Annotated in this window: 17 protein-coding genes; 9 read left to right on the top strand and 8 right to left on the bottom strand. The window is 40.1% G+C overall.

The window, feature by feature from the left end; genetic code table 11:
* The first annotated feature begins 353 nt into the window (after positions 1-353).
* From gltB to HWV01_RS04325, 7 genes are all read left to right on the top strand, one after another.
* Positions 354-4817, top strand: a complete 4464-nt coding sequence (gene gltB / locus HWV01_RS04355; protein WP_211674233.1) for a glutamate synthase large subunit — start codon at positions 354-356, stop codon at positions 4815-4817.
* 8 nt (positions 4818-4825) lie between these two features.
* Positions 4826-6238, top strand: a complete 1413-nt coding sequence (locus HWV01_RS04350) for an FAD-dependent oxidoreductase (protein ID WP_211674232.1) — start codon at positions 4826-4828, stop codon at positions 6236-6238.
* 174 nt (positions 6239-6412) lie between these two features.
* Complete coding sequence (locus HWV01_RS04345) at positions 6413-7648, top strand: YdiY family protein (RefSeq protein WP_211674231.1); 1236 nt, start codon at positions 6413-6415, stop codon at positions 7646-7648.
* Between the two features lie 74 nt (positions 7649-7722).
* Positions 7723-8415: a 5'-methylthioadenosine/S-adenosylhomocysteine nucleosidase gene (gene mtnN, locus HWV01_RS04340; RefSeq protein WP_211674230.1), complete on the top strand. Its 693-nt coding sequence runs from the start codon at positions 7723-7725 to the stop codon at positions 8413-8415.
* 28 nt (positions 8416-8443) lie between these two features.
* Entirely contained in the window at positions 8444-9355 is a 912-nt protein-coding gene (locus tag HWV01_RS04335) for a cobalamin biosynthesis protein (protein ID WP_249185440.1), read from the top strand.
* Between the two features lie 42 nt (positions 9356-9397).
* Entirely contained in the window at positions 9398-10249 is an 852-nt protein-coding gene (locus tag HWV01_RS04330) for a cobalamin-binding protein (protein ID WP_211674228.1), read from the top strand.
* A gap of 94 nt (positions 10250-10343) precedes the next feature.
* On the top strand, positions 10344-11849 hold the full coding sequence (locus tag HWV01_RS04325; protein ID WP_249185439.1) for a polysaccharide export protein: 1506 nt from the start codon (positions 10344-10346) through the stop codon (positions 11847-11849).
* A 395-nt stretch (positions 11850-12244) separates the two neighbouring features.
* On the opposite strand, the gene HWV01_RS04320 is transcribed toward HWV01_RS04325, so the two are convergent.
* The 6 genes from HWV01_RS04320 to HWV01_RS04295 all read right to left on the bottom strand — a co-directional run bounded on the left by HWV01_RS04320 (position 12245) and on the right by HWV01_RS04295 (position 21364).
* Positions 12245-13690 carry a methyl-accepting chemotaxis protein gene (locus HWV01_RS04320; RefSeq protein WP_211674227.1) on the bottom strand — a complete coding sequence of 482 codons (1446 nt, stop codon included), beginning with the start codon at positions 13688-13690 and terminating at the stop codon, positions 12245-12247.
* Between the two features lie 100 nt (positions 13691-13790).
* Complete coding sequence (locus HWV01_RS04315; RefSeq protein ID WP_211674226.1) at positions 13791-15389, bottom strand: ABC transporter ATP-binding protein; 1599 nt, start codon at positions 15387-15389, stop codon at positions 13791-13793.
* Positions 15389-16411, bottom strand: a complete 1023-nt coding sequence (locus HWV01_RS04310; protein WP_305794000.1) for an ABC transporter permease — start codon at positions 16409-16411, stop codon at positions 15389-15391. Before HWV01_RS04310 ends, HWV01_RS04315 begins: the two co-directional genes overlap by 1 nt.
* Before the next feature lie 26 nt (positions 16412-16437).
* Positions 16438-17529 (bottom strand): microcin C ABC transporter permease YejB, encoded by a 1092-nt coding sequence (locus HWV01_RS04305; protein ID WP_045111527.1) that lies wholly within the window; start codon positions 17527-17529, stop codon positions 16438-16440.
* Between the two features lie 4 nt (positions 17530-17533).
* A complete protein-coding gene (locus HWV01_RS04300; RefSeq protein ID WP_211674224.1) occupies positions 17534-19348 on the bottom strand; it encodes an extracellular solute-binding protein in 1815 nt (604 codons plus the stop codon).
* 168 nt (positions 19349-19516) lie between these two features.
* Complete coding sequence (locus HWV01_RS04295; protein ID WP_249185438.1) at positions 19517-21364, bottom strand: bifunctional diguanylate cyclase/phosphodiesterase; 1848 nt, start codon at positions 21362-21364, stop codon at positions 19517-19519.
* Between the two features lie 252 nt (positions 21365-21616).
* Here HWV01_RS04295 and hpf point away from each other — a divergent pair, with 252 nt between their 5' ends.
* Positions 21617-22003: a ribosome hibernation-promoting factor, HPF/YfiA family gene (gene hpf / locus HWV01_RS04290; RefSeq protein WP_067039704.1), complete on the top strand. Its 387-nt coding sequence runs from the start codon at positions 21617-21619 to the stop codon at positions 22001-22003.
* A 212-nt stretch (positions 22004-22215) separates the two neighbouring features.
* Positions 22216-23382 (top strand): chorismate mutase, encoded by a 1167-nt coding sequence (locus HWV01_RS04285; protein WP_211674222.1) that lies wholly within the window; start codon positions 22216-22218, stop codon positions 23380-23382.
* A gap of 137 nt (positions 23383-23519) precedes the next feature.
* On the opposite strand, the gene tyrA is transcribed toward HWV01_RS04285, so the two are convergent.
* Both tyrA and HWV01_RS04275 read right to left on the bottom strand, forming a co-directional pair.
* Positions 23520-24653 carry a bifunctional chorismate mutase/prephenate dehydrogenase gene (tyrA, locus tag HWV01_RS04280; RefSeq protein WP_211674221.1) on the bottom strand — a complete coding sequence of 378 codons (1134 nt, stop codon included), beginning with the start codon at positions 24651-24653 and terminating at the stop codon, positions 23520-23522.
* Between the two features lie 61 nt (positions 24654-24714).
* Positions 24715-25782: a 3-deoxy-7-phosphoheptulonate synthase gene (locus HWV01_RS04275; RefSeq protein WP_211674220.1), complete on the bottom strand. Its 1068-nt coding sequence runs from the start codon at positions 25780-25782 to the stop codon at positions 24715-24717.
* Between the last annotated feature and the right edge of the window lie 49 nt (positions 25783-25831).

The raw sequence follows: 25831 nt of genomic DNA, 5'->3' as shown, positions 1-25831 counted from the left end.
AAACACTCCGCAATAACATGGACAACCATGAAAACAGAGGTAAAAAATCACACAATGTCATATTGTCAAAATAAAAAACCATTTTTTAAATAATCATCAGTATTTTGGCCAGTTTATTATCCAATATCAAAACAAATGGACCATTTACATGAAAAGGTGATAAGTAGCTCAGAATACATTTTTAGATTGACCTAAGTATTAATTCTGGTAAATTTGGCAGGTTAGCCAATTTTCGGCTTTTGGAAACTTTAACGATTTATCTATTTTTTTATGTATTTTGTACTCGTGAGTAGAAGCTCAATTGGGTGTACATAGTTTAGAACTTAGTGAATTGAATGCAAGGGAGAAGTGCAATGTCAGTCTATGACCCGTCGCTGGAAAAAGACAACTGTGGTTTTGGTTTAATTGCCCATCAAGAAGGTGAAGCTAGTCACAAGTTAGTTCGCGTCGCTATATCATCATTAGACCGTATGCAACATAGGGGCGGTATCGCGGCAGATGGAAAAACAGGAGATGGCTGTGGTTTGCTAATGCAAAAACCTGACGGGTTTTTCCGTGCTATCGCGGTAGAAAATGATTGGAATCTCGGAAGTAACTACGCCGTAGGAATGATGTTCTTAAATCAAGATACGGATAAATCAGCAGTAGCAAAGCAAATCATTAAAGAAGAGCTCGAACGCGAAACACTGAATGTTGTTGGCTGGCGTGAAGTCCCTCTTGATACGAGCGTACTCGGTGAAATTGCAATGTCATCATTGCCACAAATTCAACAAATCTTTATCAATGCACCCGCTGGCTGGGCGCCTAAAGATATCGAACGTCGTTTATATTTAACTAAACGTCGTATCGAAAAACGCATTACAGATGATAGTGATTTCTATATTGCCAGCTTGTCAAACCTAGTCACGATTTACAAAGGTTTGTGTATGGCGGGTGATCTGCCGAGGTTCTTCTTAGACCTTGCCGATCTTCGTATGCAATCTGCAATTTGTTTATTCCACCAACGATTCTCAACAAATACATCGCCAAAATGGCCGTTAGCACAACCATTCCGCTTTATGGCGCACAATGGTGAAATTAACACGATCGAAGGTAACCGAGAATGGGCTCGCGCACGTAGTTATAAATTTAGTTCCCCATTACTCCCTGATATGCACGACGCAGCGCCGTTTGTTAATACCAAAGGCTCAGATTCATCGTCAATGGATAACATGCTAGAGCTCTTCTTAGCCGGTGGTATGGATATTTTCCGCGCTTTCCGTCTATTAGTGCCGCCAGCATGGCAGAATCATCCCAATATGGATGATGATCTACGCGCATTCTATGATTTTAACTCAATGCATATGGAACCTTGGGATGGCCCAGCGGGTATCGTACTGAGTGATGGTCGTTATGCGGCTTGTGGTCTCGATCGGAATGGTTTACGCCCAGCACGTTATGTACGCACCACAGATGGCTTCATTACCGTTGCCTCTGAAGTCGGTATTTGGGATTACACTGCTGATGAAGTTATCGAAAAAGGCCGTGTAGGCCCAGGCGAATTATTAGTTATCGATACTGAAACAGGGAAATTATGGACCTCTTGGGACATTGACCAAGAATTAAAAGGCCGTAATCCTTACCGTGAATGGTTAACTAATAATTCAACGAGACTGACACCATTTGAAGTATTACCAAAAGAAGCCATTGGTATGCGGACTTTTAATGACGAGCAATTAGCTACATATCAAAAACAATTTGATTATAGTAGAGAAGAGCTCGATCAGATTATTCGTGTTCTAGGTGAAAATGCGCAAGAAGCGACAGGCTCTATGGGTGATGACACTCCGATGGCTGTACTTTCAACTAAAACACGTTCGCTGTATGACTACTTCCGCCAAAAGTTCGCGCAAGTAACCAACCCCCCAATCGATCCATTACGTGAAAACCATGTCATGTCATTGGCAACTTGCATCGGTCGTGAGCACAATGTATTTAATGAAACAGATGGTCATGCGCACCGCGTACTATTTGATTCACCAATACTACTATTCTCAGACTTCAAGCAAGTCACTGAATTAAGCGGCGAGTACTATAAAACAGCAAAAATTAACCTTTGCTTTAACGGTCAAAATGAGACATTAGCACGCGCGGTAGCACGTATTACTGCAGAAGCAGTTGAACTTGCTACTTCAGGGGCGGTGCTATTAGTGCTAACAGATCGTACGTTAGCAAAAAGTCAGCTACCTATCCCAGCAGCAATGGCCGTTGGTGCAGTACAAACAGCCTTGGTTGAAGCGAACTTACGCTGTGATACCAATATTGTTGTAGAAACAGCAAGTGCCCGTGATCCGCATCATTTCGCCGTATTACTTGGTTTTGGTGCAACGGCTGTTTACCCATATCTTGCTTATGAATCACTGCGTAAACTAGTTGAAATAGAGACCATCCCACAAGATATTGCGAAGACATTATTAAACTACCGTAATGGTATTAATAAAGGCCTGTACAAGATCATGTCGAAAATGGGTATTTCTACCATTGCCAGTTACCGTTGCTCACAACTGTTTGAAGCCGTAGGTTTAGCCGATGAAGTTATCGAGTTATGCTTTAAAGGCACAAGCAGCCGTATCAAAGGCGCTGACTTTAGCGATTTCCATATCGACCAACAGAAACTCAGTAAATTAGCATGGACAAAACGTAAACCGACCTCACAAGGCGGTCTACTGAAATATGTTCACGGTGGTGAATACCATGCTTATAATCCCGATGTTGTCAGTACATTACAAACAGCAGTACAAAGCGGTAAATATGAAGACTACAAGCAGTATTCAACAGAAGTAAATGAGCGCCCTATTGCAACCTTGCGTGATATGTTGCAGCTGAAAAAATCAGAAAATCCAATTGCGATTGATGATGTTGAACATGAAGATAATCTGTATAAACGTTTTGATACCGCAGCAATGTCAATCGGTGCATTAAGCCCTGAAGCACATGAAGCACTGGCGATTGCGATGAACACCTTAGGTGGTAACTCTAACTCGGGTGAAGGCGGTGAAGATCCACGTCGTTTTGGTACTTTAAAAGTCTCTAAAATTAAACAAATCGCGTCTGGCCGCTTTGGTGTAACACCGCATTACTTAATGAATGCAGAAATCATTCAAATTAAAGTCGCACAAGGTGCAAAACCAGGTGAAGGTGGCCAATTACCGGGACATAAAGTAACAACTGAAATTGCTAAACTACGTAATTCAGTACCCGGAGTCACTCTTATTTCACCACCACCGCATCATGATATTTATTCAATTGAAGATTTATCACAGCTGATTTTTGATATTAAACAGATCAACCCATCTGCATTAGTATCCGTTAAATTAGTATCTGAACCAGGTGTTGGTACGATTGCGACAGGTGTTGCAAAAGCGTATGCCGATTTAATTACCATTTCAGGTTATGACGGCGGTACAGCTGCAAGTCCGATTACCTCTGTTAAATATGCAGGTAGCCCTTGGGAGCTTGGCTTAGCAGAAACACAACAAGCATTAGTTGAAAATGGCTTACGTCATCGTATCCGCTTACAAGTCGATGGTGGCCTAAAAACCGGTCTCGATGTTGTTAAAGGTGCTATTCTTGGTGCCGAAAGCTTTGGTTTTGGTACTGGACCAATGGTGGCCTTAGGTTGTAAATTCCTGAGAATTTGTCACTTAAACAACTGCGCGACAGGTGTTGCAACACAAGACGACAAATTACGTCAAGATCACTTCCATGGTCTACCGGAGATGGTCATGAACTACTTCAAGTTTATTGCTCAAGAAACCCGTGAAATAATGGCATCACTTGGCGTAACTCAGTTAACCGATTTAATTGGTCGTACTGATTTATTAGTACAACTAGACGGTCTCACTGATAAGCAACGTAAAATTGATTTATCTGGTATTACCTATAAGCCAAAGCCAAAAGAAGGCTTAGGTATATATTGCCAAGCAACCAACGAACCGTATGATAAAGCAGAACTTAACGAAGCTTTAATTGCGCATTACTTAGAATCAATCACTGAAAAATCAGGGTTATCAAGTAGCTTCCCAATTAAAAACACCGATCGTTCAGTTGGTGCCCGTCTGTCTGGTGAAATTGCGAAACAGCATGGTAACCAAGGTATGGCATCGGATCCTATCACAGTAAACTTTACAGGTACTGCCGGTCAAAGTTTTGGTGTATGGAATGCTGGCGGCTTAAATCTTAATCTGACTGGCGATGCCAACGATTACGTAGGCAAAGGCATGACAGGTGGGCGTATTGTTATCCGCCCAGAACCTGGTTCAGCGTTTAAAACACACGAAGCGGTTATAGCTGGTAATACTTGTCTATATGGCGCATCAGGTGGCGAATTATACGCAGCTGGCTTAGCTGGTGAACGTTTCGCTGTACGTAACTCTGGTGCAAATGCTGTAATCGAAGGTATTGGTGACAACGGTTGTGAATACATGACGGGTGGTATTGTGACAGTCCTAGGTGATACGGGCGTTAACTTTGGTGCCGGTATGACAGGTGGTTTTGCTTATATTTATGACCTAAATGGTCAATTATCAAGTAAACTTAACAATGAACTAGTGGAACAACATGCAGTAACGGATTACCCAATGCACGTTGAACACCTTCGCGGTATTATCATTGAACACCTTGCACAAACATGTAGTCAGCATGCGCAAGACCTACTTAATGAATTTGATACTGTGATAAGAAAATTCTTTATTATCAAGCCTAAGTCAGCTGATATGAACGCATTACTTGGCCATAAATCACGCTCTGCTGCAGAGCTACGTGTCCAGGCTCAATAGGAGGGATCATGAGTAATAATGTATTTCAATTTGTCGATGTACAACGCATTGATCCAGATAAAAAAGCGTTAAAGATCCGTAAAGTGGACTTTATCGAAATTTATAAACCGTTTACGGCGAACCAAGCAAAAATGCAAGCGGGTCGTTGTTTAGAATGTGGTAACCCTTACTGTGAGTGGAAATGCCCAGTACATAACTACATTCCAAACTGGCTAAAATTGGTTGAAGAAGGTCGCATTATTGAAGCTGCAGAGCTTTGTCATGAAACCAACAGTTTACCTGAAGTTTGTGGTCGAGTTTGCCCACAAGATCGTTTGTGCGAAGGTTCTTGTACGCTAAATACAGATTTCGGTGCGGTTACTATTGGTAATGTTGAAAAATACATTACCGACGAAGCCTTTAAGATGGGCTGGCGCCCAGACATGTCTAAGGTTGTTCGCAATGATAAAAAAGTGGCGATTATCGGTGCGGGTCCAGCTGGTCTTGCCACTGCAGATATCTTAGTGCGTAATGGTGTAACACCCGTCGTTTATGACCGTAACCCAGAAATCGGTGGTTTATTAACGTTTGGTATTCCAGCATTTAAGCTTGATAAAAGTGTAATGACTCATCGCCGTGAAGTATTCACAGAAATGGGGATCGAATTTTGCCTTAACACTGAAATTGGTAAAGATATTCAATTCAGTGAATTAGTGGCAGAGTACGATGCTGTATTTGTTGGTGTTGGTACGTATAAATACATCAATGGTGGTTTTGACAACGGGGCTGCACAAGGTGTTTATGACGCCCTACCTTACCTGATTGCAAATACGAATAATGAACTCGGCTTTGAAAAAAGTGCTGATGAATTTATCAATTTAAAAGGTAAAACGGTCGTTGTCCTTGGTGGTGGTGATACGGCGATGGACTGTGTTCGAACTGCGGTTCGTCAAGGTGCTAAAAACGTTTATTGTGCTTATCGCCGAGACGAAATAAGCATGCCAGGTTCTAAGCGCGAAGTTAAAAATGCCAAAGAAGAAGGCGTTAAATTCTTATGGAATTTACAACCACTTGATATTGAAGTTGTTGGCGATAAAACCACAGGCGTTAAAATGGTGAAAACCCGTTTAGGTAAGCCAAATGAAAAAGGTCGTCGTCGTGCCGAGCAAGTGATTGGTTCTGAGCACGTGCTAAAAGCCGATGCGGTTATTCAAGCATTTGGTTTCCAACCAAATCCGGCACAATGGTTATTGGATGAAGGTGTAACAACAAATAGCTGGAATGGCATTATTGCACCAGAACAAAGCGACTTCCCATTCCAAACCGAAAATCCAAAAATCTTTGCTGGCGGAGATGCTGTTCGAGGGTCAGATTTAGTCGTAACAGCGATTGATGAAGGCCGCCGTGCTGCCGAGGCAATACTCGACTATTTAGACGTTTAAAGAGTTAAACATTTTAAATTACATATCTAATTAAAAACGCTAGCATTAATAATGCTGGCGTTTTTTTATTCTTTATTTTAAGCTATAAAAATCGATAATATATTTAATTATAGACTTATTTTTTATATTATATCCGTCAATTTAAAGGCATCAATGGCTTAATACTTGGTAATAATGAATTCGCTTAACGCCCTCACAACAACAAAATTAAAGTTGATTAAACTCAGAATCGCTTTCACTTTTTTAAGTATGCTAGTTAGCGTACCGAGTTTTGCTGCGCAAGAAATAATTCTAGGCGATTATATTAAAACAGAATCCCCCCTCCCTGTTACCGAGCCGACAAGCATTGAGACCAATATCGCCGTGAATACAGATGCGGTTACCACCACTGAAAATAGTCAAGAAATCATCCTCGCAGATAGCTTAGGTATAGATGAAGACTGGGTCTGGTTAAAATCGGGAGAATTCTTAATTGGGAAAATTGAAGATCTCTATAATGACAAACTTGCTTTTGATAGCGATGACCTCGGCGATTTAAAAATTAAATGGAAAGACATTAGCCGTATTAATAGCCGCCAATTATTTACCATTTTAACCGTTAACGGGAGGGTTATCACAGGTACGATTGCACTTGAAAATGGTGTAATGACGATCAGTAACAATCGTCAACATAAAGTTAATCAAAAAGACCTTATGACCCTGATCGCTGGCCCCGAAACCGGTACCAATATCTGGAAAGGTAAGGTAGCCTTAGGGGCAAACCTAAGCTCGGGTAATACCAATAAACTCGAATATAATACCAATGTTGAGTTTTCTCGTCACACCACAACATCACGAATTAAAACCTCATATACCGCGATCATTGGCGAGACCAATAATGTGCAAACCGATGAGAGCCATCGTTTTCTAATGACCTACGATGTTTATAATGATAAAGATCTTTTTTTCCGACCAATTGATTTAAACTTATATCGCGATCCGCTACAAAATGTAAACAGCCAGATCGATCTCGGTATGGGTATCGGTTATCAATTTATTGACGACGGCGAGCAAGAGTTGGAAATGAACTTAGGTCCCTCTTATTTATATACGAAATATGAATATACTGATGCAGAACTCAATAAAAGTGATGCCAGTCTCGCTGTATCCTTCGGTCTCGATTATGAACGTGAAATACATGACAAGATTGATTTGGAATTAAGTTATAAATTGACGGCAACAGAATCTGACCTTGGTGGACTCCGACAAAATACGAAATTAAACTTTGATATTGAGCTCACTGATGTACTTGATTTCGAAATTACATTTTTCTGGGTCCGAATCAATAATCCCCCACCCGATATTGATGGCTCTCCATTAGAAAAAAATGACTTTAAACTTACGTTTGGCTTAGGTGTTTCTTTTAATTAATACCTTGGCGACCAATTCATACCGCAACAAAACTGTGCTAGCATTACACTTTTCGAGATAGATTAGAGACAACGATGAAAATTGGTATTATTGGTGCAATGGAGCAGGAAGTTGAGATCCTGCGCGAACAACTAGAGAACGTAACAACATTTACTCAAGCTGGCTGTGAATACTATAGCGGCTCACTTGCAGGTCATGATGTAATTTTAAGTAAATCAGGTATTGGTAAAGTTGCTGCAGCCGTAGCGACAACATTACTGCTTGAACATTACAAACCTGATTACATTATCAATACCGGTTCCGCAGGCGGTTACGATAAAACGCTTAAAATTGGTGATGTAGTGATCTCAAGTGAAGTGCGTCACCACGACGTTGACTTAACTGTGTTTGGTTACGAAATAGGTCAATGTGCACAAAAACCTGCTGCTTATATCCCTGACCCACGTCTTGTTGAAGCCGCTAAAAAAGCGATCTCAGCAGACGACATTAAAACTATCGAAGGTTTAATTTGCACTGGTGATAGCTTCATGGCTGATCCGAAAAAAGTAGAAGAAGCACGTACTAACTTCCCTACAATGGCAGCAGTAGAAATGGAAGCAGCAGCAATTGCGCAAACATGTCACCAGTTTGACGTACCTTTTGTTGTGATCCGTTCATTATCAGATATTGCAGGTAAAGAATCTCCGACATCATTTGAAGAATACCTGGTTGTTGCCGCGAAGAACTCATCAGCAATGGTAGTAAACATGTTACACGAGTTAAAATAACATGAACTTGGTCATGGATTGGACCAGTATGCAGTCAGTGTTTATATTGCTGACTGCAGTCGTCATCGCACGCTTACCACTCTGCCCACCTCACTTTCACCCTACGCAACTTTTAAACCAATTATTTAGCGCCATTGCGGATAAAGTAAATAATGCACAACGCAGCCACCAGCAACAATATATTGCAGGTAACCTTGCGCTCATCACCATGCTTGGGTTTATCTTAATTATCGCTGCCGTCATTCAATTTATTGTAATTGAACCCATCTTATTTGAGTTCGTACTATTACTGTGTTTATTGAAATGGGAAAAAATAAATTTACCTGAAATTGATTTAGGTAACCTCGAAAAACAAACCATCATAAGCCAAATACAACCTCGGACATTACGCGATTTAGACCAGTTATCCTTACTCGGTTTGCATAAAGCCAGTATTGAAAACCTGTGTCTACGTAATAGCTATCAGTGGTTTGCCGTTATATTTTGGTATATCAGCGTTGGTATCTGGGCCGCGATTATTTATCGTGTAATTCAACTAATGGCACATAACTGGAATAGTAAATTAACCGTTAATCGTCATTTTGGCCGCCCTGCAGCATTCTTACTGCACTTACTTTCAGCACCGAATCATATCATTCTCGGATGCACATTACGCAGCTTACAACGCGCGACAAGTCCGTTAGAAAATTTAAACAAACAGGCAAAGAAATGGCATCACTTTAGCAGCGGCTTTTTATTATCAAGTTTTGCCTATAGTCTCGCGATTCAACTAGGCGGACCACGAAAATACCAAGGCACAATGAACCGATTTAGTCAGCTTGGTCATACCGAACCCGCACAGCGCGATGATATCAACCGAGCACAACAAAAACTGACGTGGGCATTACTCGTCTGGTTAATTTTTATCAGCGCGATCTATCTGCTTATTTCAATTAGATAGTCTAACGATAATCAATTTTACTTTCTAACATCATGAGAATTTATGTCTTTTTACGCACGGTTCATTACGCTAGTTATCATCCCACTTGTCGTATTATCATTGCCGGTTCAAGCATTACCTTTACCAGAGCAAGAAAAGTACCCACAGCGTATCGTATCGCTCTCACCACATACTACAGAGCTGGTTTTTGCCGCCGGTGCTGGTGATAGACTGATCGGTGTCAGTGCTTACTCTGATTATCCTGAAGAGGCCAAAGCATTGCCCATTGTCGCTAGCTCGCAACAAATAAATATCGAAACGATACTCGCGCTTGAGCCCGATATGATTATTTACTGGCAACAAGGCAATTCAGCAGCCGATATCAACCAACTCAAAAAATTTGGGATCCCCGTCTATGCATCAAAAACGGGGGGATTAGCCGATGTTGCCACACAAATACAAAAGCTTGGTGAAGTCTTTGGTACACAAGCGATTGCTAACCCAGTCAGTAATAGATACCTTAAAGCCTTAGATCAACTACGTGAAGATTATAAGAATAATCCCAAACAAGATCTGTTTTATCAAGTGTGGGCAACGCCATTAATGACAGTAGCCAGTGATCCTTGGTTACAAGAACAATTCGCCCTGTGTGGGTTTAATAATGTATTCAGTGACAGTCCTGTTCCCTATCCAGTGATCAACATTGAGCAAGTGCTCGTGAAACAACCCGCGGTGATCATTGCTGGTACCGTCAACAATAGTGAATTACAACAGTGGCAAACTTGGAAAAGTATCCCTGCGGTTAAAAATGGTAATATATTTAGAATTAATCCTGATGTATCTCACCGTTTTTCTCCCCGTGTACTGACAGGAATAAAAACACTCTGTGATATAGCGCTTCAAGCGCAAAAATAATCCAAAATAAGCATGAATATTGCCATAATTCAAACAGCTAACTAAAATAGTAACAATACCAACTTTAGTATTGTTACTATTTTAGTTCTTATCGATGGCAATCACTTATGGCACTGTTTACAACATTATTAATTGCACCATATCAACTAATGGCAAGCAACAGATGAGTGCGTGGGCATGGTTATATCGATTTTATGATATTTTCTGGCGTAAACGTATTTACTTGCTGATCCCAATATTAACTATGCCCCTAATTGGCTATCAAGTTGGCCGTAGTATTCCAGACAGCTATCACTCTCATACCACCATTTTACTGCAAGAACGCAACCTGCTAAATCCGTTCTTAGCCGAATTATCACTGCCCCTTAATATTCAGTCTCGATTTAAAACCATTAATATTCTCGCTAAACGTAAGTCAGTATTATTAGAGGTAGCAAGACAAGTAGGGTTAATTAATTCAACTGATTCAACAGAACAGCAGCAAATAATCGTTGAGCAAATAAAAGCGTCATTAACGCTATTTCTCACGGGGACAGACTTAGTCACTATTGAAATGGTATGGCCGGATCCACAACAATTAAGCGTGATACTCGACGTGGTCAGTAATCAATTTATTTTACGATTAACTAAGCCCAACCAAGATGTCGCATTAAACAGTAAAATTTTTCTTGCTGAGCAACTAAAGCAACAACATGAAATATTATTACGAGCTGAAAAATCCCTGTTTGACTATAAATTTAAACATGCCGACATCATTCCTGAGTTATATGCTGCCAGAGAGTCGGAACAGATTTACATCACAAGTACGATGAAAGATAAAGAGCAAACATTAGCCTTACTACAATCTAAGTTAACGCTATTAACAAAGAAACTAATCCTAACTAATCCCGCCGCTCAATTTATTGATAATAAAATGAGGCATCTCGAAACATTAAAAATCCAACAATTAGCACATTACACAAAACAACACTCGCAAGTTAAGTCAACAAACCGACAGATATCTCGTCTAAAAGAGCAAAGACAAGAACTCCAATCTAAAATACAAAACCAGCAAGCGCTAGATTTACTGTTAAACCGTATTACGCGACTTACACACCAAGCTTTAACAACCCAAATAACACCGTTATTACTGAATGAACTCGATGATTATGAGCACTATAGAAACTCCATCATGAAAGTAAAATTAGAATTGAAAACATTAGAAAAACAACATGCATATTTCCAAAAAAATCAAAATAAGTATTCAATTATTGAACAAGAGTTACTAGAATTACAACGTAATTTCACGACAGCAAACACGTTTTATCAGAATCTACTCACGCGCTATGAAATGGTATCAATTAGTTATGATCTCAGTGAGTTTGAGTCGACAAATACAGTTAAAATAATTACACCGCCTTTCATTCCCGAACAAACGATAAATTTATCCCTGCCAACTTATATTTTGTTGGGATTATTACTCGGAATAATACAGGGGATGACGATTAGCTTAACCCTGTCGATAACGCAAGATACCTTATGGCATGAAAGTCGAATTGCTCACGTAACGGGTTTAAAAATCATTACACGTCTCCCTTTAATTTCATCATCAGGTCGATAAGTGATCTGTAAAATCGTTTTACCTTTTCCTAACGGGTCTTCAGATATAACAATGTGTGGTATCGCCATATATTTAGGGGTAGACTCATTAAATCTTAACGATCAAGGTCACTATATTAACATTCACTAAAAATAAACGCCTTAAAATACATTATCAATAGTTGCATATTAAGATTAATACGCTATATTAAAATTAGAAAATCGAAACAGCCGACCACTTTATTGGTCAAGCAGGTGTGATACATCGTATTTGGCTTTTCAATGCCGGCGTGCTTGGTTATCTCACTCTAACTTAGGGTTAGCGCTTTAGAAAAACAGCATTCAGAATTACAAAAAAGCTCACTACTAGCAGTGAGCTTTTTTGTATTTGTAGAATAATATCAATAACGAATATCGCTAATGGCTATTTACCATAGCAACAAGCCGTATAGACATGCCGCTTAATTCATCACTGACTTGCAGCAACTCACCAATACTCTTATTCATCGCTTTTACGCTCAACTCATTCGTCTTAGTGACCAAGGTTACTTTTTCACTTGCAGACAATACACCCGTAATATTTTCATTAGTATTCACAGCATTGCTTGTCACACATGCAATTTGACCACTCATATTCGTTACCGCATCAATAATTTCAGCGAATGTTTCAGCATTCGTTTCAACGGCTTCATAACCATTGTTTACATCGGATGAACTTTTTTCAATTAGTAGCTTAATTTCATTGGCTGATTCCGTACTACGTTTTGATAGATTACGCACTTCATCTGCCACAACCGCAAATCCACGGCCGAGTTCGCCCGCTCTCGCGGCTTCAATCGCGGCATTGAGCGCAAGTAGATTAGTTTGATTTGCAATGTCGGTGATCACCATGATTGCCTTTTCAATCGCGTCATTACTCTCTTTAATATCAGACATAGAAGTAATCGTAGCAGTCATCGCCACCGAACTATTATCAGCTTGACCTTCAACACGTTGCGAATCATTACTTACTGTTTGAATTATGTCACTGGCATCACCAACGAGTAATGCTGTATGTTGCAGTAATTCATTAATATGCCCAGTTGCTGATACCTGCTCTCCAACACCATCATCAATGTCTTTTGCGTATTTAGACATCTCTGTTAAATGGCTGGTTAAGTCATTTGATGTCTGCACCAATTGAGTAACAGTCTCACTCACTTGATCAAATAATTGCTGTAGTTCTTCACGACTTTGCTCCGCAGCATGAGAGGCTGACTCAGCCGCTTTAAGCGCCGCGTCATTACTACTAATGGCTTTGTCACGTAACTTATTGTTGTAATGATTAGCAAACCAAATAGCCAAAGGTGGTAAAAGCAAAGCAGAATAATGCTCAACCTTGGCATCTTTGGCCGATAAAACCAATTGTGGTAGTTCATAACCCGTATAATCCATCACCACCATCACCACATAAACGGAGACCATGATCACCGACCAGAAAAAACCTGATTTAGCATTAATTAATAAATAAGCAAAAATCGTTATAGCAGCAACCCACATAATTGAATGAGAAGCAGCCCCGCCAGTTTGAAACATCAGGTTGGATAAATGAATCATGCCACCAAACAGCATGACGTTACCCGCAACAATAGGATTAACCGCCAGTTTAATTAAGCTAATACTACCTAAGAAGCCGATCAGCATAATAACCGACGTCGTCACGAGCGCTGCTACCTCTAAATTATTCCATTTTATCGCGCTATAGCCACCAACAATGATCCCGACTAATGCAAAGGTGATCACCCCCATGCTTTTAATTTTATCATCGTCAGTTTGTTGTTCGCGCAGCAGAAACTGGTAAAAGTGGCTTGAAAATGATGACATCTATAATCCTTTAGTTAAATAACGTCGAGTGTTAAGCATTTAAGAAGCTAGCATGCTTCATGCTATAAGACTATCACTAAAGTATTGCATTTAAGGCAGTTTAATTAAAACACATCGCAGCCGACAATAATGCTTGCGTATAAGCTTGTTTCGGCTCATTGAACACAGCTTCTGTTTCACCTTCCTCCACAACTTTACCAGCTTGCAATACTACTATACGATGACTCACAGCCCGTACAACACTTAAGTCATGGGTGATAAATATATAACTTAATTGATGCTGCCGCTGTAATTGACACAATAAATCTAAGATCTGTTTTTGCACCGTCCGATCTAATGCGGATGTAGGTTCATCTAGAATTAATATTTTTGGCTTTAGTACTAAGGCACGTGCTATTGCAATGCGTTGACGTTGCCCACCCGAAAATTGATGCGGATAACGCGCTAAGGCATCCGCAGGTAGCGCAACATCAATTAAAGCTTGCTTAACCGCTATTTCGATTTCAGCATCGCTGTGCTTACCCTGCACCTCTAAACCCTCGCTAATAATCTGGCGAACCGACATACGCGGGCTTAAGCTACCAAACGGATCTTGAAAGACGATTTGTAACGACTGACGATAATCACGCATGGCCGTCAGGTTTAGTCTTTGCAGATTAGTACCATTAAAATAAATATCCCCTTCACTCTCAATCAGCCTCAATAAGCCGCGTACCAAGGTGCTTTTACCAGAACCACTTTCCCCAACAATACCAAGTGTTTCACCTTCATTTAATTGCAACGAGACACCGTCAACCGCTTTAACATGATCGTAAGTACGCTGCCAAAGCCCTTTTTTTAGTGGAAACCAAACTTTGAAATCTTTGATCTGTAATAATGGTTTTGTCGATGCCAACGCGGGTATGTTTCGCTGTGGTTCTGCATCCAGCAAGGTTTTGGTATAAGTGTGCCGAGGGTCTGAAAAAATACGCTCTACAGCACCAATTTCTACAATTTTCCCCTTCCTCATCACTGCCACATCATCGGCCAAATGTTGGACAATATTAAGATCATGGGTGATCATTAATATCGCCATTCCCAATTTAGCTTGTAATGATTTTAACAATTCCAAAATTTGTAATTGCACAGTAACATCAAGCGCGGTTGTCGGCTCATCTGCAATCAATAGATCTGGTTCATTCGCTAACGCCATGGCAATCATCACACGTTGACGCTGACCGCCCGATAATTCATGCGGATAAGCGTCTAATCGTTTTTTGGGTTCAGGTATCGCGACTAAATCGAGTAATTCAAGACAACGTAACTGGGCTGCTTTTTTATTGAGTCCTTGATGTAAGAAGAGTATTTCTGATATCTGTTTTTCAATGGTATGCAAAGGATTAAGCGAGGTCATAGGTTCTTGGAAGATCATACTGGCCATATTACCACGTAGCGATTGCATCACAGCCCGGTCTTTACCTATGACTTCTTTACCCATCAACTTAATACTGCCCGCGGGATAGCTCACCGCAGGAAACGGTAATAACTGCAGAATAGATAATGCAGTCACAGATTTACCTGAACCACTTTCACCCACCAGCGCAAATGTTTTACCTTTCTCAATATCAAACGAGACGTGCTCAACGACTTGTTGTTGACCAAAACTAATCGATAAATCGTTGACTTCAAGTACCAGCGGTTTCGCTTTAGCGTTATTCATCACGCCCCCTTACGAGGATCAAACGCATCACGCGCCGCCTCTCCAATAAAGACTAATAACACCAAAATTACCGACATAGACACAAATGCAGTGATCCCCAACCAAGGCGCTTGTAAATTATTTTTACCTTGCTTAATTAACTCACCTAACGAAGGAGATCCTACTTCTAAACCAAAACCAAGAAAATCTAACGAGGTTAATGTGGTTAATGCACCTGTGAAGATAAACGGCATAAAAGTCATCGTGGCCACCATGGCATTAGGCAGAATATGTTTAAACATAATCGCACGATGAGATTGCCCCAGCGCTTTAGCTGCAATAACATATTCGAGATGACGACCACGTAAAAATTCGGCACGAACCACATCCACCAATGCCATCCAGCTAAATAACAGCATAATACCCAACAACCACCAAAAATTAGGTTGCACTAAACTGGCTAAAATAATTAACAAGAACAGCATAGGCAAGCCTGACCAGATCTCGATAAAACGCTGGCCATAAAGATCGATACGACCACCAAAGTACCCTTGTGTCGCGCCCACGGCTACACCTATAATAGTGCTAAATATGGTCAGAGTAATCGCAAACAACACTGATATACGGAAGCCATAAATAAGGCGCGCTAATACATCGCGACTTTGATCATCGGTGCCTAATAAATTTTGACTATCCGGCGCAGATGGTGCGGGTACCGTTAAATTGTAATTAAACGTATCATAGCTAAACCGGATCAAAGGCCACCACATTTCCCCTTGTTCTAAAATTATCTCTTGAATATATTCATCACGATAATCTGCGGGAATATCGAGTTCACCACCAAATTCCAACTCGCTATAATTATATAAAATAGGTAAGTAATAACTTTCGTTATAGCGTACTAATAACGGCTTATCATTCGCAATAATATCGGCACATAAGCTCAATAAGAATAACCCACTGAACAACCATAGCGACCAATAACCGCGTTTATTATGTTTAAAGGTTTGCCAACGATTTAGATTCATCGGATTTTGTTTAATGCGATGCCACGTTGCGATCCAGCCCATTATGATTGCGCCTCAAAATTAATTCGTGGGTCAATCAACATATAAGTAACATCACTGATTAACTTAATAATCAGTCCCATTAGCGTAAAAATATACAAGGTACCAAACACCACCGGATAATCGCGATTAATCACCGACTCAAAACCCAATAACCCAAGCCCATCTAACGAGAAAATAATTTCAATCATCAAAGAACCCGTAAAGAAAATACTGATAAGCGCAGCCGGTAATCCCGCGATCACTAACAGCATGGCATTACGAAATACATGTCCGTATAACACCTGATTTTCGGTCAATCCTTTGGCTCTCGCCGTGACCACATATTGCTTATTAATTTCATCTAAAAATGTATTTTTGGTCAGCAAGGTTAAAGTAGCAAAACTGCTGATCACTGAGGCCACAATAGGTAAGGTTAAATGCCAGAAATAATCTTTAATTTGCTCGAAGGTCGTTAATTCATCGAAGTTAGCAGAAGTGAGCCCACGTAAGGGGAACCAATCAAAATAGCTGCCGCCCGCAAATACCACAATGAGTAATAACGCAAACAAAAAATTAGGTATCGCAAAACCAATCACCACAGCACTCGAACTCCACACGTCAAATGATGAACCGTGTGAGATGGCTTTCTTTATCCCCAAAGGTATCGAAATAAGATACACCAAGATCGTGGTCCACAAGCCTAATGAAATAGATACAGGTAACTTATCCAATACCAGATCAATAACAGAGCTATCGCGAAAAAAACTATCGCCAAAATCAAATCGTAAATAACTTTTAAGCATCAACCAATAGCGTTCATACAAAGGCTTATCAAATCCATATAACCGTTCTAACTCTTTTATATATTCAGGATCAATACCTTGTGCACCACGATACTGGTTACCACTGTCATGATTTAAATTAACTTTCACTTCACCCTGACTATTACCGTCAACACGACTGGTTGCTGACGATTCTATTCCTTGTAATTTAGCTAACGACTGCTCAACAGGCCCACCCGGCGCTGCTTGGATGATAATAAAATTAAGAGTGATAATACCCAACAGTGTCGGGATCATTAACAAACAACGACGCAATATATAGCTCCACATTTACCTAGTACCCTTTACTGCTAGCGCTGTCTTTTTGCCACCAGCTATCAATGGCTAAACCATACTTAGGTAACTGTGTCGGACGCTGTATTTGCTGCCAATATGCTACGCGGTAACTGCTAATGTGCCATTGCGGGATCACCAAATTTTTCCACAATAAAACCCGATCAAGCGCTTTCGTCGCAGTAATCAAACTGTCACGGTCTGCGGCATTAATCACCTTAGCCACCAACGCATCGACAACCGGATCTTGTAAGCCAATACGATTGAGCGTACCAGGTACATTGGCAAACTCGCTGCCCCACATACTTAGCTGTTCATTACCTGGAGAGAGGCTTTGTGCTTGTATCAAGGTATAGATATCAAAATCAAAATTATTTAACCGATTCACATACTGCGACACATCAACAATACGGATCTCAGAGGCGACACCGATACGTTGTAAATTTTTACGAAATGGCTGAATAATACGTTCAAATGATGGGCTATAAACCAAAAACTCCAAACTTAATTGTTTACCGTTAGTATCCACCATTTTACCCGCTTTTAATGCCCAACCCGCTTTCTTCAACAAGCTAATCGCTTGGCGTTGTTGCTTACGAATTCGGCCATCGCCTTTGGTTTTATCGAGTGTATAAACTTGGGTGAATAACTCTGCAGGTAATTGTGCTTTAAAAGGCGTAAGCAGAGCTAATTCGTCCGCTTCAGGGATACCGCCTGCTGCGAGTTCTGAATTACTAAAGAAACTATCCGAGCGCTTATACGCACCATAAAATAACGTTCTATTCGTCCATTCAAAATCAAACATTAAGCCTAATGCTTTACGTACATTTGGGTCTTTAAATTTGTCTTTACGTAAATTAAACCAAAATGCCTGCATACCTTGTGGGTTCTGATGTTGAATCTCTTCTTTGATAATGTGACCAGAAGTAAATTGCTTACCTTGATAACCCGTCGCCCATTGTTTAGAGATATTCTCAGCTCTAAAATCAACGTCACCGGCTTTAAATGCTTCAAAAGCAATACTGCCATCTTTGTAATAATCAAAAATAATATGTTTAAAGTTATAACGGCCGCGATTGACGGGTAAGTCTTTCGCCCAATAATTATCATTACGCAGGTATTCAATACTACGACCCGCATCAAATGCCTTCACCGTATAAGGCCCGGAACCGAGTGGTACATTAAATGTCGCTTTCGCAAAATCTTTACCTTGCCAGTCTTTCTCAGAAAACACAGGTAATTTGGCCAATATTAAGGCTAACCCTTTATTCTTGTTGTCTTTTAAATTAAATTTAATAACGGATTTACTTTCGATTTCAACACTGGTGACGTCTTTGTATTGCGCGCGTAATTGCGGAACACCTTTCTCTATCAATATATCAAAGGTAAATTTCACATCCGCTGCGGTTAACTCAGACCCATCAGAAAATCGAGCCTTGGGATTTAAATGAAAACGAACCCAACTACGATCCTCTGGCACTTCTATGTATTCAGCCACCAGACCATATAAAGTAAATGCTTCATCGCTACTTTGCTGCATCAAGGTATCAAATAAGTATCCGGTACCACTCCCCGAGACGCCTTTAACGATATAACCATTAAAGTTATCAAAACTGCCCATAGCAGCACGTCGTAACGTACCTTCGCGCGGCGCCGTTAAGTTAACATAATCGAAATGGGTAAAGTCTTTACCGTAAGCAGGCTCGCCATGCATTGCAATTGAAGAGCGTAGAGCCGCGATCGTAACAGCGGTAGCGGCTTGAGTCGATAATGAAAAGATAAGAAATAATAATGCAGCACTAAACGATTTATTCATGGCTAGATCCCTTTGCCCGATAAAAGTAGTCATTCAATTTACTTACTAAAATAATAGCATTTAACTGTAACTAACAAGGATATAGATGCGAAAGAGACAAAAATGTTCACCTTATATCCATATTTATTACATTAGGGTTATAACCTACACGTTGTAAATGACACCAAGCTATCCTTGCAGGCGTCGAACATAAAGCGCGAGGTTTTCGCCTGTGAGTGGCTTACTCGCATAAAAACCTTGGTAAAAACTGCATTGCTGGCCTTGTAAAAATTCAAGCTGCTGGCGGCTTTCAACCCCTTCAGCTGTCACATTAAAACCCATGTGTTTTGCCATTGCCAATACTGCTTCCACAATCGCCATGTCGGACACGTTATAAGGTATACCTTGAATAAATGAGCGATCAATTTTCAGCTCATTCGCTGGCAAACGTTTTAAGTAACTTAACGACGAATAACCCACACCAAAATCATCCACAGCAAAGCTCACGCCAATATTTTTCAAGTCGGTCATTTTACGGATAGCGTCTTCTGCATGCTCAATAACCACAGACTCGGTGATCTCTAAGTTGAGTTGCATCGGATCCATACCAGTCTCATCCAATACCATCAATACTGAATCAACAAAGTTATTATCATGAAATTGTCGGGTGCTCACGTTCACAGATAATTGCGGTACATTAACGCCTTGTAATTGCCATTCAACAAATTGACCGCACGCGGCCTGTAGTACCCATATACCGATATCAATAATAAGATCGGTTTCCTCGGCAATCGGAATAAATTCGGCAGGAGATATTTGTTGTTTGCCGCCTAAATGCCAACGCACTAACGCTTCAACACCAATAATCTCGCCACTTTGCACCATATGTTGCGGTTGGTAATGCAAAAACAATTCATTCTTAGCAATTGCACTTTTCAGGCAATTGTAAATATACAAACGCTTATCTGCTTTACGTTGCATTTTCACATCAAAGAAAGTGACTTTTTTTCGGCCATTTGATTTAGCTTGATACATGGCCGTATCCGCTTGCTTTAACAAATCAGCCGTTTCTTGGTCTTTACTTGGAAATAACGTTACACCAATACTGGCTCCGATATACAAAGCTTGCCCCTTATATAAATAAGGCTGGGAAATGCGCTCGATTAATTGTTCAGCGAATAGATTGGCGTGTTGTTCGGCATGCATTGGATTTTCAGACAAATCAGGTAACAAGATGACAAACTCATCCCCTCCTAAGCGAGAAATTAAATCTTGATCTCGTTGTATTTCTCTTAATCGCTGAGCAACTTCGACTAATATTTCATCTCCGACGGCATGACCTAGCGAATCATTAATAGCTTTGAAATAATCCAAATCAATAAATAATAATGCACCAATGACCTGATTATTGATTGCTGCTTCATAATGCGTATCAATTTTTTGATTAAGTAAGCGACGATTAGCTAATCCTGTTAGCGCATCAAAAAAGGCTAGACTGTGGAATTGTAGTTGCGATTGACTCGCTGTTTCTACCGATAATGCACACTGTAATTCGTTATCCATTAACCGTAGATTACGCTGTACTAAAATAGCAACAGATTGACAAAAAGAGGTGATTAAGGTTGACGTACTATCGCGTACTTGCAAGCCTTTAAAATTAATTGTACCAATTAATTTATCGCCTTTAAACAAGGGGGAAACCAAATTAATAAAACTAAACTCATTACTTTTATTATCAATTGGTTGGGTAACTATTAAACCGTTATTAAGTTGTAAAGCCTCAGCGATACTGAATCCTGTATCAAGATCTAGTATTGATATATGGCGTGGTAATAATAGCATCACGCCAGTAAAAACGTCCGTAAATAAATGGATGTTTACATCGACAATATTTAATGTTTTTTGAGTTTCATTAACAAGCTTATCGACAAATAAAATAAACTCATCGTGACCACACCAATCTATGACACTTAACTGTAATAACACATGGTCAAGGTGTGTAGCATCTGCAACAAGCTCATCACTTAAAGTCGTCATATTACATTTATTAATCATAATATTGATATCAGTAATTATTTAATTTTATTGTCAATAGGACTAGGCATAATGCCTAAGCATGAAGTAGAAGACAACGAATTTAACATAAATGCTTATAAATGCTTAATACGTCACATTTTTAAGGGCTTTCAAAAACTAAATTATTAAATGTGATCCAGATCACTTTATTTAAACCTGAAAGTCGTATTCTGAAGTTGAACCAATTTAAGGGTATTACACAAGGAGATGTCTATGACATTTGAAATAACCAGTAAAGAAATTAAAGTTACGGCTCCTATGCAAGAAAAACTTGCGATGAAATATGCGAAGTTAGAACGCTTCAATATTCCAATGATTAATCCGCACGTAACGATTACGAAAGACAAGAATAACGTTAAAAAAATTGAGGCTAGCATTCATCTTCCTCAAGGCCAATTACTCGCAGTTTCTGAAGGAGAAGATCTTTACGCTGCTATTACGATTTTAGGCCAAAAGCTAGAGCGTCAATTAAATAAATACAGCGAGAAACACTCCGCGCATAAAAGCGGTAAAGAGCAGTGTCGCGCAGGTGTAATTAGTGGTGAAGAACTCCCTGTTGAAAAAATTTCTGACGATGAATTAGAGCTCGCAGAATATTAACACGAAGACTAAAATTTCCTGATTCTCTCTTTATTAGAGGAACAACAAAAAAGCGCAGCATAAGACTGCGCTTTTTTATTTCTGTAGTTTGCTCCAGACACCTTGACTTTGCCCCGCTAGATAAATAAATTAAGCAATCAATTATAAATAAATGTGCACTATTAGACATATATCCAAATAACCTTATAGAGTACGCACAAGGATCCTATTTCATGGCAGACCTCAACGATATTAGAACTCGCATTACCACGCTTGATAATAATTTATTAAAACTATTATCCGAACGCAGAGAATTAGCCATTGAAGTGGCAAAAAGCAAGCAATCGACGAGCAAACCAGTACGCGATCAAGATCGTGAGCAACAACTACTAGTGCGTTTAATTAATCAAGGTCGTGAACTTGGTCTAGATAGCAATTACATCATGAACATTTACCATACAGTTCTTGAAGATTCAGTACTATTACAGCAAGCTTTTTTACAAGAAATTAAAAATCCAAATGCCGCGGTATCAGTCGCACGCGTTGCTTTTCTAGGTGACAAAGGCTCTTATTCAAACCTCGCGTGTAAAAAATACTTTGCGCGTCAAGATGACCGCTTAGTAGAATTAGGCTTCCCGACATTCCAACAAATCATCACAGCTGTAGAAAAAGGTCAAGCTGACTACGGCATGCTACCGATTGAAAATACCTCTTCAGGCAGCATTAATGATGTTTACGATCTATTGCAACACACAACGCTATCGATTGTTGGTGAACTAACACAGCCAATTGAACACAGTTTAATCACTACTTGTGATACTGATTTGTCAAAAATTGAAACCATCTATGCCCATCCACAACCGTTTGCGCAGTGTTCATTGTTTTTAAGTGCACACCCACACATTAAAATTGAATTTGTGGACAGCTCATCAGCAGCAATGGCAAAAGTAAAAGAGCTTAACAGCGAAAATATCGCTGCAATTGGCAGTATTACCGGTGGTGAGCTGTACGGTTTACAACCTATTCGCACCGGTTTAGCAAATCAAACTGAAAACTACAGCCGCTTTATTGTTGTGGCACGCAAGCCCGTTGATGTGGCGGTACAAATACCAGCAAAAACCACCTTCACAATGTCTACAGGCCAACAAGCGGGTTGCTTAGTAGAAGCCTTGTTAGTATTACGCGAACAAAACGTCAATATGACGAAATTAGAATCACGCCCTATCCAAGGTAACCCTTGGGAGGAAATGTTCTATATTGATGTCGTAGCTAATTTACAATCCGAAAAAATGCAAAATGTAATTAAACAACTTACCCGTATTACCAACCAACTAAAAGTATTAGGTTGTTATCCGAGTGAAGATGTTACCGCTACAGATGTACCTGAAGAACTACTATAATTATATCAGTTCATTAATGTCATTTATAAGTGCACGATTGTAGTTTAAATACATTAAATGACACATAAAAAAGAGCATCATCGAGATGCTCTTTTTATTTGCCTTCAAAAATATTAATTAGACTATTGCGTCATTATCTACCCAAAGAACTGGCGATTATCATTTGCTTGTAACAATAGGTTGCGGCTTTCTTGCAAGAATTGCGTTGAATAATCACCAAACCAATCTGATACCATTTCGAACGAACGGATGAAGCCCTCTTTATCGTTACGCTCTAACATCTCGGCAGCTTGCATGAAACGCTCTGCATAACGGCGGATCATCGCCACATTATTCTCTGACGCTAAAATAATGTCTGCATATAACGTTGGGTCCTGTGCAAACAGACGCCCCACCATAGCTAATTCTAAACGATAAATTGGCGAACTCAGGTCCAGTAATTGCTGTAAATCTGGATTTTCTTCTGCCAAATGTGCGCCATATACAAACGTTGTAAAGTGACGTAAGGCTTGGATCAAAGTCATCGCTTCATCATGTTGCTTAGAATCAACATCATAAATACGCGCACCCCAGATCTGCATTTGCTCTAACAGCCACTGGTATTGCTCTTTACCACGGCCATCACAACACACAATAACTTGCTTCGCCAAATTACCAACATCAGGGCCAAACATCGGATGTAAACCGACAACAGGGCCTTCGTGCGCATTCAGCATCGATTGCAACGGCTTATTCTTAATACTGGTGAGATCAGCCAATACACAATTTGGGGGTAAACGGCCTAACTTCGCAATAATAGTTTCAGTTAGATTAATGGGTACCGAGACAACCACAAGCCCTGCATTGGCAAATAAAGTGTCAGCATTATCCCAATCACCTTGCTCAAGAATATCAACCTGATAACCAGACAGGCGGAACATACGCACAAACAGCATACCCAACTTACCCGCACCACCGATAACCACAATACGACCCAAATCTGGTTTTACGGTTTTGAAACCTGAGTCTTTTTCAGATGCATACGACTCACGCATAACACGACGCAGTACATCTTCAATCAGATCTCCAGGCACACCTTTTTCTTCCGCTTCTTCACGTCGTTTTCCCAACATCGCGGTTTCACGTTCAGGTACATAAATAGGTAAGCCATGCTCACTTTTTATTTCACCGACCTCAGCCACTAACGCTAATCGTTGCGCTAATAAGTCGACCAACTGCTGGTCAACATCATCTATTTTATCTCTTAACTTACCTAACGGATCTAGTTCCACTGACCATGCACCTCATGACGTCCTTGTCGTACTATTTACTTAGATATGTACGACCTACAGACTATGTTCTTTTAGCTAAACAGCCACTTAATTCAATTGCTGTTTCACGTAATAATGTATCTGTCGTATCCCAGTCTATACATGCATCCGTCACCGAGACACCGTATACCATATCTTCAATCGGTTGTTCTGACGATTGGTTACCACCCTTTAAGTGACTTTCAATCATGACACCGATAATCGACTTATTGCCTTCTTGGATCTGGTGAATCACATTTTTAGCCACTAATGGCTGTAATTCGTGGTTTTTATTTGAGTTAGCATGACTGCAATCAACCATCAAGCTTGGGCGTAAACCCGCTTTGACCATGTCTTGCTCTGCTAATGCAACAGCAACTGAGTCATAATTTGGTTGCTTACCACCACGTAAGATCACGTGACCATCAGGATTCCCCTGAGTTTGGAGTAATGCAACTTGACCGTCTTGATTAATACCCATAAAACGATGTGAATGTGACGCCGACTTCATCGCATTGATTGCGGTTGATAAGCTGCCATCAGTACCATTTTTAAAACCAACAGGCATTGAAAGGCCTGAAGCCATTTCACGGTGAGTTTGTGACTCAGTAGTACGTGCACCAATCGCAGACCAAGAAAATAGCTCAGCAAGGTATTGTGGACTAATCGGATCAAGTGCTTCTGTTGCTGTTGGGATCTCCATTTCAGCAAGCGTAATTAATAATTTACGCGCATTGATTAAACCCGTTTCAACATCAAATGAACCATCCATGTGTGGGTCATTAATTGCGCCTTTCCAGCCAACTGTTGTACGTGGTTTTTCAAAGTACACCCGCATCACGATATACAGCTGATCGCCTAATTCGTCATGCAGAGCTTTTAATTTGTGAGCATATTCTAACGCGGCTTTATCATCATGAATTGAGCAAGGACCACACACCACGAGTAAACGTTTATCTTTACCAGCGATAATATTAACAATCGTTTCACGGGCCGTTTGTATATAGCCAAGGGCATGATTCGAAATAGGTAATTTAACTTTTAACTCGGAAGGTGTCATCAATACTTGTTCAGAACAAATATGCACATTATTTAAAGTGTCTTTTTCCATTACGTTGCTCATATATCCTATTTATTATATACAAATAACATACCGTAGC

It is taken from the genome of Moritella sp. 5 (assembly GCF_018219455.1).
Taxonomy (GTDB): Bacteria; Pseudomonadota; Gammaproteobacteria; order Enterobacterales; family Moritellaceae; genus Moritella.
This window is presented reverse-complemented; position numbering and strand designations above follow the sequence as displayed.